At 71.3% G+C, this 15,191-nt stretch carries 9 protein-coding genes; 6 read left to right on the top strand and 3 right to left on the bottom strand.

The features are described from left to right. Positions 1–9 precede the first annotated feature (9 nt). Positions 10–1,200: an efflux RND transporter periplasmic adaptor subunit gene (locus L1Z78_RS00845; RefSeq protein ID WP_234639701.1), complete on the bottom strand. Its 1,191-nt coding sequence runs from the start codon at positions 1,198–1,200 to the stop codon at positions 10–12. Between the two features lie 330 nt (positions 1,201–1,530). On the opposite strand from L1Z78_RS00845, the gene L1Z78_RS00840 reads away from it, so the two are divergent. The 3 genes from L1Z78_RS00840 to L1Z78_RS00830 all read left to right on the top strand — a co-directional run bounded on the left by L1Z78_RS00840 (position 1,531) and on the right by L1Z78_RS00830 (position 8,682). After that, entirely contained in the window at positions 1,531–4,650 is a 3,120-nt protein-coding gene (locus L1Z78_RS00840; RefSeq protein ID WP_234639700.1) for a hypothetical protein, read from the top strand. Between the two features lie 20 nt (positions 4,651–4,670). Beyond that, positions 4,671–6,386 carry an SWIM zinc finger family protein gene (locus tag L1Z78_RS00835; protein WP_234639699.1) on the top strand — a complete coding sequence of 572 codons (1,716 nt, stop codon included), beginning with the start codon at positions 4,671–4,673 and terminating at the stop codon, positions 6,384–6,386. A gap of 313 nt (positions 6,387–6,699) precedes the next feature. Then, positions 6,700–8,682, top strand: a complete 1,983-nt coding sequence (locus L1Z78_RS00830; protein WP_234639698.1) for a reverse transcriptase family protein — start codon at positions 6,700–6,702, stop codon at positions 8,680–8,682. Here the strand turns inward: L1Z78_RS00830 and L1Z78_RS00825 are convergent. Both L1Z78_RS00825 and L1Z78_RS00820 read right to left on the bottom strand, forming a co-directional pair. Continuing rightward, positions 8,672–9,499 (bottom strand): AraC family transcriptional regulator, encoded by an 828-nt coding sequence (locus L1Z78_RS00825; protein WP_234639697.1) that lies wholly within the window; start codon positions 9,497–9,499, stop codon positions 8,672–8,674. The genes L1Z78_RS00830 and L1Z78_RS00825 overlap by 11 nt on opposite strands. A gap of 19 nt (positions 9,500–9,518) precedes the next feature. Continuing rightward, positions 9,519–9,902 (bottom strand): hypothetical protein, encoded by a 384-nt coding sequence (locus L1Z78_RS00820; protein WP_234639696.1) that lies wholly within the window; start codon positions 9,900–9,902, stop codon positions 9,519–9,521. A gap of 224 nt (positions 9,903–10,126) precedes the next feature. Here L1Z78_RS00820 and soxR point away from each other — a divergent pair, with 224 nt between their 5' ends. The 3 genes from soxR to L1Z78_RS00805 all read left to right on the top strand — a co-directional run bounded on the left by soxR (position 10,127) and on the right by L1Z78_RS00805 (position 15,176). Continuing rightward, complete coding sequence (soxR, locus tag L1Z78_RS00815; RefSeq protein WP_234639695.1) at positions 10,127–10,609, top strand: redox-sensitive transcriptional activator SoxR; 483 nt, start codon at positions 10,127–10,129, stop codon at positions 10,607–10,609. 310 nt (positions 10,610–10,919) lie between these two features. Next, positions 10,920–12,068 (top strand): efflux RND transporter periplasmic adaptor subunit, encoded by a 1,149-nt coding sequence (locus L1Z78_RS00810; RefSeq protein ID WP_234639694.1) that lies wholly within the window; start codon positions 10,920–10,922, stop codon positions 12,066–12,068. Between the two features lie 9 nt (positions 12,069–12,077). Next, the gene (locus tag L1Z78_RS00805; RefSeq protein ID WP_234639693.1) at positions 12,078–15,176 is read left to right on the top strand and encodes an efflux RND transporter permease subunit; all 3,099 of its coding nucleotides are present in this window, start codon (positions 12,078–12,080) and stop codon (positions 15,174–15,176) included. Positions 15,177–15,191: the final 15 nt, after the last annotated feature.

The following is a 15,191-nucleotide window of genomic DNA, read 5'->3' as shown; positions in this document are numbered from 1 at the left end:
CTGCCCCGCTTACTGTGCCGCCATGGCCGTGCTGCCACCGCCCTCGGTGGCCGGCCTGGGCTGCACGGGCATGCCCGGGTAGTGGATGCGCTGCAGGCCGCCGACCACCAGCCGGTCGCCGGCGACCAGGCCTCTGTCCACCACGCGGCGGCCATCGACCATTCGTCCCAGGACCAGGTCGCGGCGTTCGGCCACGTTGCCCTCGCCCACCACATAGACGTACTTGCGGTCCTGGTCGGTGAGCACGGCCTTGTCGTCGATCAGCAGCGCCTGCTGCTCGCCGCCGCCATCGCCCTGCCCCGCCTGCAACTGCACGCGGGCGAACAGGCCCGGCGTCAGCAGCCGGTCGGGATTGGGCAGCCGCGCGCGCATGCGCACCGTGCCGGTCTGCGCATGGAGCTGGTTGTCGGTGAAGTCCAGCCGGCCTTCATGCGGAAATCCCTCGTCGCTGACCAGGCCCACCCGCACGGGGCGCTGGCCCCGGCCCTGCCTGGAGGCCTGCTGATAACGCAGGAAGCTGTGCTCGTCCGCGTCGAAGTACACATAGACCGGGTCCTGCGACACCAGCGTGGTCAGCACGCTCTGGTCGGCCTGGGCCATGTTGCCCACGGTCAGCAGCGCGCGGCTGGCGCGGCCCGTGACCGGCGCACGCACCTGCGTGAAGTCCAGGTTGAGACGGGCTGCGGCCAGCGCGGCCTCGGCCGCGCGCACCTGGGCCATGGCCTGGGCCAGGGTGCCGGCGCGCGTGTCCGCCTCTTCGCGCGAGACGGCATGCTCGGCCACCAGCTGGCGCGCGCGCTGGTCCTGGGTGCGCGCCAGCGCCGATGCGGCACGCGTGCGTTCCAGCTCGGCCTCGGCGCTGGCCAGGGCCGCGCGATAGGGGCGCTGGTCGATCACGAACAGCACCTGCCCCTTTTTCACTTCCTGGCCTTCGGCGAAGGCGATGCGCTCGATGTAGCCCGAGACGCGCGGGCGCAACTGCACGGACTCGATGGCATCCACGCGGCCATTGAACTCGTCCCACACGCGCACGCCGGAGGGCCGGACCTCGGAGACCAGCACCTCGGGCGCCGGCGGCGGACCGTTGGCCGCATGGGCATCGCCCACGGCCTCCTGGCGGCAGCCGGCGACCAGGGCCAGCGCCGCACAGCTGCCCGCGAGCAGCGCACGCCGCAACGGCGGCAGTTGATGAACTGGCATATCGAATCTCCTTGGGGAAATGCATCCGCCCTGCGGTCGGCAACCGGCCAGGGCCAAAGAAGCGGGAAAACAGGGACCTCCGGGGCCCCCTCGGGCTGTCGCTTGCAACGGCTTACATTCTTCAAGTTCAAGTTAACTTGAAGTCAAGATTCACAAGGAAAGACACCACGAAAATTGAGGATGGATTGCCAGGGACCTCCATGGCCGGATCGGACAAGCGGCGTGCCGATCGACACCGGGACCGACAGGCGGTACGCGGCGCCCGCAAGGCGTCCGGGCACGGGAGCGTGCTCTACACTGCCATGCCATCTGACCCTGGATGCCTGCCGCATGAATCTGCTTGCCCAAGCCGTACTGTCCCGACGACAGGGACGCAACGAACGCATCAGCACCGTGAGCGTGGTGGCCCTGGACCCGCCGGACGGCGGTGCGGGCGCGCGCCATGTCGTGACCTTGCAGGTCGCGCAATACCGCGCCGGTGTCTCCGTCCAGGTCGATGACGGCACGCTCACGCCCCTGCCCGTTCCGCTGGAGCAGGCCCGCCAGCGCGCCCTGGCCTATCTGCGCCAGCGCCTGGGGGCGGGCGATGTGCTGCAATCCCGACAGGGCTTCGCGGAGCTGGACGGCGCGGCCTGCGCGTCCACCCCGGCGCAGGCGCGGGTGCAGCAGCCCGAATCGGCGACGCAGGCCGGGGCCATCACCGCACTGTGCCGGCGGCTGGACGCCAACGCATGGCGGCTGATGCCGCAAGGGCGGCAGGCACGGCTGGTATGGCGGCTGGCCGAATATGTGGACACGGCGCGCGGCGCCGCCGCCCAGCGCCTGCTGCATGCACAGGCTCCCCGCCTGGTGGCACTGCTGGGCACGGGCGATGACCTGCTGGACTATTGCCTGGCCTGGCTCCTGGGGCGCCTGGGCGATGGCGGCGCGGCCGTGGCCATGCAGGCGCTGTCGCAGCGCGGCGCCAGCGAGGCCACGCGGGACCTGGGACGCCAGGCCTGGCTGGCCCTGCTGGGCCCCGGGGAGCGGCATGCCGCGCTGCAGGCGCACCGCGACGACTGGGCCCGGCTGGCAGCGCAGGCCTCCTCTGCGGATGCGGATTGCGCACAGGACGACGGGCACAGCACCTTCCTCGAGACCCTAACGCCACAGCAACTGCTGATGGCCGACGAACTGGGCGCGCATGACGGCGATGTCCATCGGCAAATGCTCGCCTGGATGGCACGCATCCCACTCACGCGCCCATGGTGGCCGGCCATCCGGCGCATCCACAAGCGGGCCGAATGGCGACGCGACCATGCGCTGCTGGCCGAGCTGCATGCGCGTTTCGACGGCCCGCGCGACGAACATGCCGCCTTCGGCCGCGAGACCTCGCTGTACCTGCGCCTGCGCGGCTGGCGCCAGCTGCGGCGCATGGCATCGGCCGACCACAGCGAAAGCGCCATGCATGCCACGGCCCTGCTGCTGGCCATGGACCGGCGCTGTGCGGACCAGAGCGCTCCGCACTCGGGGCGCCCGCCCGAGTCGCGCTGGCTGCTGGCGGCCCGGCTGCTGCTGCCGCGCTGGCCGCAGTTGCATGCCTCGGCACGCGCGCACGGCTGGACCACGGAGCAACCGCTGAACCTGGAGCAACTGCCGGCAGCGCGTGTCGATGGCCTGGCCGCCCTGTGGGATGCCCACCCGCAGCATCTGCTGCAACTGGTGGGCCAGGCGCGCTCCACCCTGCTGCGGTGGTCGCTCACGCGGGCGCTGCGGGACCAGACCGCCTTCCTGGACCGGCTCGATGCGCCGGCCACCGCACCGCTGCTGCACAACAACTATGCGCCGGCCGCCGCGCTGGGCCTGGAGATCGCGCAGCAGCGGCTGGTCTCGCTCACGGACGCAGCGGCGCGCCGTCCCTGGCTGTTCGCGCTGGCGCAATGCGGCGACGGGCCCGCCGCCCGCCATCTGGGCGACTGGCTGTCGCGCGACCGCGCAGGCGCGGCGCGCGACGCCGAGCTGGTCGCGGCCCTGTTGCTGTCGCCCGCGGACACCTCGCGCACGCAGGGCCTGGCGCTGCTGGTCTATGCCGATGCCCGGGCCGTGGCCCTGGCCCTGCTGGCGGCGCTGCCGGCGCTGGAGGCGGACAGCCCGGCGCTCGCGGACATCCGCGACACGGTGCAGTCGCTGTTCGCCGGCAACGGCCCCCTGGCCGCCCAGGCGGGCAGCGTGCCGGCCGCTCCGCTGCACCACCTGCTGTCCCACTCGGTGACCGCCCTGGTGGAGATCGCGACCACCTGGCTGCTGGCGCATCCCGAAGGCCTGCGCACCCTGCCCGCGGCGGCGCTGCGCACTTTGCTGGCCAGCGAGGAGCCCGCGCGCATGGCCTGCGGCATCCGGCTCATGGGCAGCCTGGACGACGCGCTGCTGTGCGAGCAGGCCGAGATGCTGGCCGAATTCGCGGTGTCGCCGCATGCGGCGCTGCGCGCGGCGGCGGCCCCCCTGGTCGAACGCCTGGCCGGCAACCCCCTCTATGACTCCCGCTGCAACGCGCAGATCGCCGAGCGCCTGCACGAAGTGCTGTTCCGCGCGGAAAAGGCCGATGGCGTCTACGACGACGCGCTGCGCCTGCTCACCGGCCCGCTGGCCGCCGTGGCCCCGGCACGCGATGCCTCGGGCCTCTGGCGCGCGCTGCAGGCGCAGGCCACGGGCGCGCAGCGCTACGGCGCCTGGGGCCTGCAGGCGCTGGATATCCAGGCCTATACGCTGCGCCAGTGGTCCACGCTGGCCCGCCATGCCGATGCCGATGTGCGCGCGCTCAGCCGCCGCAGCATCGATGCGCGCCTCACGCCCATGGAACACACCCGCCCCGAACAGGCCGAGCAGTTGCTGCCGCTGGCCGACGCGCTGTTCGCCGACACCCAGCAGTACGCGCGCGAGATGTTCGGCGAGCGCCTGCCGGCCGATGCGCTCGTGCCCGAGCTGCTCATCGGCTGGGTCGACCATCCCCAGCCCTGGGTCCAGGCCCTGGGCCGCCAGCGGCTCACGCGCCACATGAGCGCGCCCGAGGCCGGCCTGTGCCTCGCGCGCCTGGCCCAGCACCCGGCGACCAGCGTGCAGCTGTTCGTCACGCAATGGCTGCTGGCCCTGCCCGACGAGCCCGCGCCGCAGCGCGCCGCGCGCCTGCAGGAGCTGCAGCCCTACTTCCTGGCCGTGCTCAGCCAGGTGCACCGTGCGCGCGCCAGCAAGACGCGCGTGCTGCACTTCCTGCGCAGCCAGGTGCAGGCGCCGGAGACCGCTGCCGTGGTCGCCGCCATCTTCGCGCGCCAGGTGGTCAGCGCCAGCCACGCCGACCAGCCCGACTACGTGGCCGGGCTGCGCGACATCGTGCAGCGCCATCCCCAGCTGGCGCAAAGCTTCATGCAGCCCCTGGCCGTGGAACAGCGCGGCCGGGCCCAGGTTTCCCACTGAGCCGCCGGAGTCGATCGGACATGGAATTTCGTTATCAGTACTACGGCAGCACGCAGGTCGACGACACGGCCACGGCGCAATCCTTCTCCTTCGCTCCCGACCTGCTGCGCCCCCCCACCCGCTTCGACGGGCTGCTCAGGCGCGACGGCCCGGCCTGGCAACAGGTGCGCGAGGGCCTGTCCGCGCTGCACAGCGTGGTGGTCAGCGACATGCGCACGCGTGGCCGCGACAAGACGGCCTACCGCGAATGGCTGCAGGAGCACGAGTCGCAGCTGCTGGCTGGCTTCATGGCCGATACCGGCGGCGCCCAGGCGCGTGCCCGCGAGGTCAGCGCCGAACTCAAGCGCCTGCGCGAGACGCGCGAGCAGGTGCTGACACCCTTCTACCAGGCCCAGCGCAAATACTTCGACTGGCTGTTCGTGGCCAACCGCGATGCCTGGTATGTGCTGGACCCGGTGATCACCGTGCACCCGGACCGGCTGCTGTTCGAGGCCTTCAGCCAGGACGAGTCCAGCTACTGCGCGGTCAGCATCCGGCACGAGGCCTTCGAGCATGCGGGCGAGCGCATCTGCGGCACGACCAACATCGACTACTCGGCCAGCCTGTACGAGGAGTTCCAGAAGATCCGCAACTACAAGGACACGCGCCTGACGCTGGACCCCGCGGGCTTTGGCGTGCAGACACAGGGCGACCCGGCGCTGCGCGAGGAAAAGATAGCCCTGCCCGACAGCTGGCTGCGCGGCTTCGTGCAGGTCTCCAGCGCCATGGCCCTGCCCGCCACGGTGCTGGAGCTGCACCCCATGGACCTGTTCAACCTCTGCGCGCGTCTGCGTGCGCGGCGCGAGCGCCATGGGCCGCGCGCGCTGCGCTTCGAGCTGGTGCCGGGCCAGGCGCCCGCCATGGTGTTCGAGCCCTGGGAGGAGCGGCTGGTCACCAAACGCTCGCAGATCGTCGGCGATGGGCCTGGCGCAGCGCAGGCGCAGACCATCCGCCTGTGGGGCCGCCGCCGTCTGCTCACGCTGGAACGGCTGATCCCGCAGGCCACGCGCGTGCGCGTGCACCTGCTGGGCAGCGGCATGCCCAGCTTCTGGGTGATCGAGCTGGGCCTGGTCACCGTCACGCTGGGCCTGTCGGGCTGGAGTGCCAACGACTGGGCCGCCAGCGCGCGCTTTCACCTGATGGCGCCGCAGGCCGAGGTCCGCCCCTCGGAGGTCGAGGCCGTGGGCCGCCAGCTGCAATCGTGCTGGCAGGCCGGCGCGCAGGATCTGGCGCAGGCCACGGGCCTGGCCACCGCCCAGGTCCAGGCGGCCATGCTGCGCTGGATGCAGGCCGGCCGCGCCGTCTACGACCTGGACGCCGGGCGCTATGCCTGGCGCGAGCTGCTGCGCGAGCCGCTGACGGCGCAGCAGCTGGCGCCGGACCGGCCCGAGGAGTACAAGGCGCTGGCACTGGTGCGTGGCCGGCGCATCGACGCACCGCGCATCGACCGCCAGGACGGCTTCAGCCGCATCACCGGCAAGATCCCGCGCGCCGACGGCCAACGCCTGTTCGACACGCAGCTGGAACTCGACGCCGACGAGCGCCTGACCGATGCGCGCTGCGGCTGCAACCACTACCAGCAACACCGGCTGCGCCAGGGGCCTTGCGAACACATGATCGCGCTGCGCCTGGTGGCGCAGGCACAGCTCGATGCCGCGCGGCAGCAGCGCACGAGCGGACAAGGAGAGATCGCATGAACCCGTCCAATTGCTCTACACTCCCACGCGGAGCAACGCGCAGGCTCTTGCAATCCGGGTGGTGTTTCGCCGCCCTTGTGAACTGCCGTTTCATGCACCACGGGCGCCGTTTTCACTGTGCCACCCCAGCGACGGTATGCGTTTTCCTGAGTGGCTTGCCACAAGCGAAGCACGCATACCGTCGCGGGGTGGCGTCGAGCGAACAGCGCCCGTCCCGTGAGCCTTGCAGGCTCTTCGACGAGAAGCGCGTTGCTCCTTTTTTCTCTTCGTCCTGTGCCCGGCCCCGCCGGGCCCGCCTGCCGGGGGCTGCCGCATGAGCCAGCCGCAACCCACGCGCGCCGAGATCTACGAGCGCATCAAGGCGTCGAGCAAGCAGGAAGTCATCCTCGAGGAAATGCAGCGCCTGGGCTTCTGGCCCAAGGGCGAAGGCCAGCCGCAGCTGGCGGCCGCCCACATCCAGCGCGAGGGCGAGCTGCACCGGGAGCTGGCCGAGCTGCGCCGCCAGCTCGCCGTGCGCCAGGACCCCGAGCGTGCCCTGCGCCAGATGCGCAAGGAACGCATGCAGAAGGCGCTGGCCCGGCGCGAGGAGACCAGGCGCCGCCAGGCCCGGGAGCGCCACGACAAGGCGCTGGCCTGGCATGCCAGACGCGACACCCATGTGGGCTACCTGGGCCCCGGCGTTTCCGCGGGCCTGCATGAGCCCCGGGACGAAGCGCAGCAGCCTGCCGCCAGGGACCGCAGGCAGGCCGACCCGCAAAGGCTAGCCCGGCATGGCCTGCCCGAGCTGGCCGACGCCGCCCAGCTGGCCACCGCCATGGGCATCACGGTGGCGGAGCTGCGCTTCCTGGGCTTTCACCGCGAGGTGGCCCGCACGCACCACTACCACTCGTTCACGCTGCCCAAGAAAACGGGCGGCCAGCGGCTGATCTCCGCGCCCATGCCGCGCCTCAAGCGCGCGCAGTACTGGGTGCTGGACAACATCCTGGCCAAGGTGCCTGCGCACGATGCCGCGCACGGCTTTCTGGCCGGACGCTCCATCGTCAGCAATGCCGCGCCGCATGCAGGCCACGACGTGGTCATCAACCTGGACGTGAAGGACTTCTTCCCCAGCATCGCCTTCGGCCGCATCAAGGGCGTATTCCGGCAGCTGGGCTATGGCGAGGCCATGGCCACCCTCCTGGCCCTGCTGTGCAGCGAAAACCGTGCCCAGGCCTGGCAGGTGGATGGGGAGAAGCTGTTCGTGGGCGGCAAGGCGCGCGAGCGTGTGCTGCCCCAGGGCGCGCCGACCAGCCCCATGCTCACCAACCTGCTGTGCCGCCGCCTGGACCGCCGCCTGCTGGGGCTGGCACGGCAGCTGGGCTTCACCTACACGCGCTATGCCGACGACCTGACGTTCTCGGCCTCGGGCCAGGCCGCGCAGGACCACGTGGGCCGGCTGCTGGGCCGCGTGCGCTGGATCCTGCGCGACGAGGGCTTCACGCCGCACCCGGACAAGGAGCGCGTGATGCGCAGGGGCCGGCGCCAGGAAGTCACCGGGCTGGTGGTCAACGGCGAGCAGCCCGGCGTCTCGCGCGAGACGCGCAGGCGGCTGCGCGCCGCCTTGCACCGCGCCGCCCAGGCCGTCCCGGGTCAACGCCCCCATTGGCAAGGCCATGCGGCCCAGCCCTCGCAACTGCTGGGGCTGGCGCAGTTCGTGCACCAGGTCCGTCCGGCGCAAGGCGGTGCCTTGCTGCGACAGGCCCGGCAGCTGCTGCGCAGCCCGCTCGAGCGGGCCAACGAGGCCTTGATCGAAGCCAGCCGCCAGGACCGCGCACGCGCGCCCGAGGCCCAGGCATTCCGCCAACGGGCGGCTGCGGGCCAGGCCCCTGCGCTGGCCAGCGGCAAGCCCTGGTGGCAGCCGGCCGCACCGGCCGCGCCCGTGCTGGAGAAGACCGACCAGCAGCGCCGCGAGGAACGCCAGGAACAGCGCCAGCAGCAGCGCCAGGAACAGCAGCAGGCGGCGCGCGCCCAGGCGCATGCGGCAGCGGCCCCGGCGCCCCAGGCCGCCAGCGCACCGGCCCTGCCCCAGGAGCCGGCCCCGCCGCCCCCGGCAAAGTCCGCGCTGCCGGGCCTGCTGACCTACTGGGCGCAGATCATCATCTGCTTCGTGCTGGGCACGGTGTTCCAGACCCGGCTGGTCACGCTGATCGGCATCGTGCTGACCGTGATCCTCAAGTGGCGGCGCCTGCAACGCTGGGACGTCTTCGCCGGGGCCATGGTCATCGCCGTGCTGCTGGGCCTGGTGCTCAAGCCTTAGCGGTCCTCGCCGGGGCGCTGCGCATCGCCAGGAAGCGGCGCGGCGAGGTGCCCACGGCCTTGCGGAACATGGTCACGAAGGCCGGCGCGCTTTCATAGCCGAGGGCATCGGCCACGGTCTGTATGCGCAGCCCCTGGGACAGCTGCTGCAGCGCCGTGAGCACATGCAGCTGGCGGCGCCACTGGTTGACCGTCAGGCCGGTCTCGGCCACGAACAGGCGTGTCATGCTGCGCTCGCTCATGCCGATGCGCTGGGCCCAGTCGGCCAGACGCGCATGCAGTTGCGGCTCGGCGCACAGGGCGCTGGTCATGCGGCGCAGGCGCCGGTCGTGCGGCAGCGGCAGATGCAGGCCCTCGGGCTGGGCCGCCTGGATCTCGTCGAGCAGCACCTGCATCAGCCTGCCATCGCCGCCGTCCAGCGCATAGTCCTGGGGCAGGTCCTGCACGCGATCGAGCAGCGCGCGCAGGAAGGGCGAGACGGCCAGCGCATGGCAGGGGCCCGGCATGGGCCGCGCGGCGCCCGCCTCGACGAAGACGATATAGCCGCTGGCCGCGCCGCTGCAGCTGACGCGGTGCAGCGTGCCGCCCTGGATCCAGGCGGCGCTGCGTGGCGGCACCACGCAGACGCCGGCATCGGTCTCCAGCGTGATCAGCCCGGTATTGGTGACCATGAGCTGGCTCTTGCGGTGGGCATGGAAGTCCATGCCCCAATGCCCCGGACCCGAGCGCATGGGCAGCACGGTCACGGGGCGGTCCACATGGTCGGGGTCCCAGGGGGCAGGCAGGACTTTCAGCAGGGCACTATCCACGGCGTTCATGGCATCTCTCTCATGGCGGTCAATCGGTCTTGAGCAAGTCCAGGGCCGTCTGGCGCGCCTCCTGCGTGGAGGCCACGAGCAGCATGGGATAGCCCCAGGCCTTGCCGAACATCTGAGCGAAGGCCCGGGCCTGCTCGCGCTTGTGCGCATCGGGCTCGGCGTGCACCAGGGCGCGCACCAGGCTTTTGAGCTCGGTGCGACGCGCCTTCATCCACAGCACGACCTTCTTGCGCTCCTCGGGCGAGCGTTCCTCCTGCGACATGTCGCCGTCGCTGAAGAACACGAAGGCCTGGCCCCGGTCGAGCAAGGCCGAGAAATCCTCCAGGAGCCGATCCACGGGCTGGGCCTTGTCGCGCTCATAGCCCATGCGGACCAGGGGATAGCTGCTGCTGTCGATGTACATGGAAATCTCCTGCGTATGCCGGTCAATGGAAATGAGATTCATTACTGTATGAATGAACGACAGCATCGTCATTGCAGCTTTCGGCCAAAGAATTTCGCATTCCAGCCATGCTCCCGGCATGGGCGGTACAAGCCCCTGTTGCCTGGCTCCCGGGCAATCGCTCAGAATGGCCGCATTTTTGAAGTTCAAGTCAACTTGAAGTCAAGCCCCGAAGGAATGCCACCATGAAAATCGAGGATGATCCGCTGCTGAGCATCGGCGAGGTCGCACAGCGCAGCGGCGTGAAGGCCTCGGCGCTGCGCTTTTACGAATCACTGGCACTGATCGAGTCCGTGCGCAGCGCCAGCGGCCACCGCCGCTACCACCGCTCCTCGCTGCGTCGCATCGCCTTCGTGGTGTTCGCACAGCGCATAGGCTTCTCGCTGGAGGAGATCGCCGAACAGCTGGCGCGGCTGCCCAGCCGCCATGTGCCCACGGGCGGGGACTGGCAACGCATGTCACGGGTCTGGAAACAGCGCCTGGACGAGCGCATCGGCGAGCTGCAGCGCCTCAGCGACAGCCTGGACCAGTGCATTGGCTGCGGCTGCCTGTCGCTTCGCCACTGCGTGCTGCACAACCCCGGTGACCTGTGCGCGCAAAACGGCCCGGGCCCGCGCCGCTGGCTGGGCGACCCACCGCCCCTGGGGACAGAATCCGACAGCCGTTGACCGCCGCCGGCGCGCTGGCCGGCGCGCGCTCCCCCGGCATGCCTGCACGGGCAGGCCATGGCACTGCGCCGCGGGTGCCATCCCGTGGCACCCGCGATCCGGACTCCGGCTAGGATCACGGCTTGCCCGAGACAGGAGCGCACGCCGTGAGGAGCCATCCCCCACGGCCGGCAAGAAAGACTCCCATGCACCGTTGCCCCGAATATCGTCCCTGCTCCGCCACGCCCTGATCATCGCGGCGCCACGGTCTTGACCCGGGCGCGGGCACCGCGACGGCGAGCGGACGCACCACCGTCCCTTGAGTTTCGCCATGACACGAAAACTGCGTCTTGCATCCATCGCACTGGCCGCCGCCGCGTTGACGGCCCTGCTCCTGTGGCTGATGCGCAAGCCCGAGCCGGTCGCCACCACGGCGCCGGCCGAGGCCGCCGCACCCCGCCCCGCGCTGGCAGTGACCACGACCGCGCCCGAGCCCAGGGAGCTGGCGCGGACGCTGGCGGCCAACGGCAACATCGCGGCCTGGCAGGAAGCGGTGGTGGGCTCGCAGACCAGCGGCCTGCGCCTGGCCGAAGTGCGCGTGAACGTGGGCGATGTGGTCGGCAAGGGCCAGGTGCTCGCTGTCTTCGCCGCCGATACCGTGCAGGCCGAGCTGGCGCGCCTCAAGGCCGGCCTGCTCGAAGCCCAGGCCCAGGCCTCCGAGGCCCGGGGCAATGCCGAACGCGCACGCACCCTGGACCGCAGCGGCGCCTTGAGCCAGCAGCAGATCCAGCAGTACCTGGCTGCGGAGCAGACGGCGCAGGCGCGCGTGGAGGCGGCGCGCGCCGCGCTGGCCGCCCAGCAGGTGCAGTTGCGCAACACGCAGGTGCTGGCACCCGACGCCGGGGTCATCTCCTCGCGCACGGCCACGGTGGGCAGCGTGCTCAACGGCGGCACGGAGCTGTTTCGCCTGGTGCGGCAGGGCCGGCTGGAATGGCGCGCCGAGGTCGCGTCCGGCGAGCTGGCGCACATCGCCACCGGCACGCAGGCCCTGGTAACGGCTCCCGGCGGCGCACAGCTGCACGGCACGGTCCGCGTGGTGGGGCCCACGGTGGACCCGCAGACGCGCAACGCGCTGGTCTACGTGGACTTGCCGCAGGCCGCGCACCACGCCGCCTTCAAGGCCGGCATGTTCGCACGCGGCGAGTTCACGCTGGGCACGGACCAGGCACTCACGCTGCCGCTGGCGGCCATCGTGCCGCGCGACGGCTTCAACCATGTGCTGGTGCTGCGGCCCGACAGCCGCGTGCAGCTGGTCCGGGTGCAGACCGGCCGCCGCGCGGGCGAGCGCGTGGAGATCACCTCGCCCCTGCCGCACGATGCGCGCATCGTGGCCCAGGGCTCGGGCTTTCTGAACGATGGCGACCTGGTGCGGGTGGTGGAGGACGCTGCACCGACATCGGCACCCGCAGCTTCCCGATAAGGACACGGCATGAACCTCTCCGCTTGGTCCATACGCAACCCGGTGCCGGCGCTGATGCTCTTCGTGCTGCTGACGCTGGGCGGACTGCTGTCGTTCAAGTCCATGAAGGTGCAGAACTTTCCCGACATGGATCTGCCGGTGGTCATCGTCACCGCCGTGCTGCCCGGCGCTTCGCCGCCCCAGCTCGAAAGCGATGTGGCGCGCAAGATCGAGAACTCCATCGCCACCGTGCAGGGGCTCAAGCATGTCACCAGCACGCTGACCGATGGCGTGGCCACCATCGCGGCCGAGTTCATCCTGGAAAAGCCGGTGCAGGAGGCCGTCGATGACGTGCGCTCGGCCGTCAGCCGCGTGCGCTCGGACATGCCGGCCGACCTGCGCGACCCCATCGTCACCAAGCTGGACCTGGCCTCCCAGCCCGTGCTGGCCTTCGCCATCTCGTCCGACCGGCTCGACGACGAGGGCCTGTCCTGGTTCGTCGATGACACCGTGTCGCGCCGCCTGAAGGCCATCCCCGGCGTGGGCGCCGTCAACCGCGTCGGCGGCGCCACGCGCGAGATCCGCGTGGCGCTGGAGCCGGCCCGGCTGCAGGCGCTGAACGCCACGGCGGCCGACGTCTCGCGCCGGCTGCGCCAGGTGCAGCTGGAGAGCGCCGGCGGCCGCACCGACCTGGGCGGCGCCGAGCAGCCGGTGCGCACCATCGCCACCGTGCAGTCGGCCGACGAGCTGCGCCGCATGCAGATCGCGCTGTCCGACGGCCGGCGCATCGCCCTGGCCGACGTGGCCCAGGTGCTGGACACCGTGGCCGAGCCCCGCGCCGCCGCCCTGCTCAACGGCCAGCGGGTGGTGGGCTTCGAGGTGGCGCGCAGCCGCGGCGCCAGCGAGGTCGAGGTGGGCGCCGCCGTCGAGAAGGCGCTGGCGCAATTGCAGCGCGAGCACCCCGACATCCGGCTCACGCGCACGCTGGACTTCGTGCAGATCGCCTCCGACGAGTACGACGCCTCCATGGCCCTGCTCTACGAGGGCGCCTTTCTCGCGGTGCTGGTGGTGTGGCTGTTCCTGCGCGACTGGCGCGCCACCATCGTCTCGGCCGTGGCGCTGCCGCTGTCGGTGATACCGGCCTTCATCGGCATGTACTGGCTGGGCTTTTCGATCAACATCATCACGCTGCTGGCGCTGTCGCTGGTGGTGGGCATCCTGGTGGACGATGCCATCGTCGAGGTGGAGAACATCGTGCGCCACCTGCGCATGGGCAAGACGCCCTACCAGGCGGCCATGGAGGCGGCCGACGAGATCGGCCTGGCGGTCGTCGCCACCACCTTCACGCTGATCGCGGTGTTCCTGCCCACGGCCTTCATGAGCGGCGTGGTGGGCAAGTTCTTCAAGCAGTTCGGCTGGACAGCCTCGCTGGCGGTGTTCGCATCGCTGGTGGTGGCGCGCCTGCTGACGCCGATGATGGCGGCCTACCTGCTCAAGCCGCTGGCCGGCAGCGCGCGCGAGCCGGCCTGGCTGGCCTGGTACATGCGCGCCGTGCAGGCCTGCCTGCGCCACCGCTGGCGCACCATGCTGGGCGCGGCGCTGTTCTTCATCGGCTCGCTGGCGCTCATCCCCTTGCTGCCTTCGGGCTTCATTCCGCCCGACGACAACACCCAGACCCAGGTGCAGGTGGAGCTGCCGCCCGGCGCGCGGCTGGAGCAGACCATCGCCATGGCCGAGCAGGTGCGCCAGCGGCTGCTGACGCTCCCGCACATCGGCGACATCTACACCGCCATCGGCGCGGGCAGCGCGGGCGCGGACCCGTTCTCGGGCAACTTCGTCGAGGCGCGCAAGGCCACGCTCACGCTGCAGCTGGGGCCGCGCGGCACGCGGCCGAAAAAGCAGGTCATCGAACAGCGGATCCGCGCGCTGCTGGCCGACCTGCCCGGCGTGCGCTGGGGCGTGGGCCTGGGCGGCTCCAACGACAAGTACGTGCTGGCGCTGACCAGCCAGGACCCCCAGGCGCTGCGCCAGGCCGCCACCGACGTGGAGCGCGAGCTGCGCACCATCGCCGGCATCGGCAACGTGGCCTCGCTGGCCGGACTGGTGCGCCCCGAGGTGGTGGTGCGCCCGGACTTCGCGCGCGCGGCCGACCTGGGCGTGACCAGCAGCGCCATCGCCGACACGCTGCGCGTGGCCACGCTGGGCGACTATGACAACCAGCTGCCCAAGCTGAACTTGGCCGACCGCCAGGTGCCCATCATGGTGCGGCTGGAGGACCGCGCACGCCAGGACCTGAATCTGCTGGGACGCCTGGCCGTGCCCGGCGCACGCGGCCCCGTGCGGCTGGACGAGGTGGCGACGCTGACGCTGGCCGGTGGCCCCGCCGTCATCAGCCGCTACGACCGGGCGCGCAACATGAACTTCCACATCGAGCTGGGCGAGCGCGGGCTCAGCGACGTGACCGAGGCCGTGCACCAGCTGCCCGCCGTCAGGAACCTGCCGCCGGGCGTGCGCATCCTGAACGTGGGCGATGCCGAGGCCATGGGCGAGCTGTTCACGGGCTTCGGCCTGGCCATGCTGACCGGCGTGGTCTGCATCTACCTGGTGCTGGTGCTGCTGTTCAAGGATGTGCTGCAGCCGGCCACCATCCTCACGGCCCTGCCGCTGTCGCTGGGCGGTGCCTTCGTGGGCCTGCTGCTGGCGGGCAAGAGCTTTTCCATGCCCTCGCTGATCGGCCTGATCATGCTGATGGGCGTGGCCACCAAGAACTCCATCCTGCTGGTCGAGTACGCCATCGTGGCGCGGCGGCCCGGCGATGGCAGCGACGGCCGCCCGGCCGGCCCGGGCCTGAGCCGCAGGGACGCCCTGCTGGACGCCTGCCACAAGCGGGCCCGGCCCATCATCATGACCACGCTGGCCATGGGCGCCGGCATGCTGCCGATCGCCGTGGGCTGGGGCGCGGCGGATGCGAGCTTTCGTTCGCCCATGGCCACGGCCGTGATCGGCGGGCTCATCACCTCCACCGTGCTCAGCCTGCTGGTGGTGCCAGCCGTGTTCACCTACGTGGACGATGTGGAGCAGTGGCTGCGCCGCAGCCTGCGGCGGCTGCGCGGGCGCGCCGCCGGATAGGCCGCAGCGGTGGCG

It is taken from the genome of Delftia tsuruhatensis, assembly GCF_903815225.1.
Taxonomy (GTDB): Bacteria; Pseudomonadota; Gammaproteobacteria; order Burkholderiales; family Burkholderiaceae_C; genus Comamonas; species Comamonas tsuruhatensis_A.
This window is presented reverse-complemented; position numbering and strand designations above follow the sequence as displayed.

Coding starts and splice junctions, on each gene's coding strand:
- L1Z78_RS00845 (WP_234639701.1), bottom strand. CDS start 1,200: ATGCCAGTTCATCAACTGCCGCCGTTGCGGCGTGCGCTGCTCGCGGGC.
- L1Z78_RS00840 (WP_234639700.1), top strand. CDS start 1,531: ATGAATCTGCTTGCCCAAGCCGTACTGTCCCGACGACAGGGACGCAAC.
- L1Z78_RS00835 (WP_234639699.1), top strand. CDS start 4,671: ATGGAATTTCGTTATCAGTACTACGGCAGCACGCAGGTCGACGACACG.
- L1Z78_RS00830 (WP_234639698.1), top strand. CDS start 6,700: ATGAGCCAGCCGCAACCCACGCGCGCCGAGATCTACGAGCGCATCAAG.
- L1Z78_RS00825 (WP_234639697.1), bottom strand. CDS start 9,499: ATGAACGCCGTGGATAGTGCCCTGCTGAAAGTCCTGCCTGCCCCCTGG.
- L1Z78_RS00820 (WP_234639696.1), bottom strand. CDS start 9,902: ATGTACATCGACAGCAGCAGCTATCCCCTGGTCCGCATGGGCTATGAG.
- soxR (WP_234639695.1), top strand. CDS start 10,127: ATGAAAATCGAGGATGATCCGCTGCTGAGCATCGGCGAGGTCGCACAG.
- L1Z78_RS00810 (WP_234639694.1), top strand. CDS start 10,920: ATGACACGAAAACTGCGTCTTGCATCCATCGCACTGGCCGCCGCCGCG.
- L1Z78_RS00805 (WP_234639693.1), top strand. CDS start 12,078: ATGAACCTCTCCGCTTGGTCCATACGCAACCCGGTGCCGGCGCTGATG.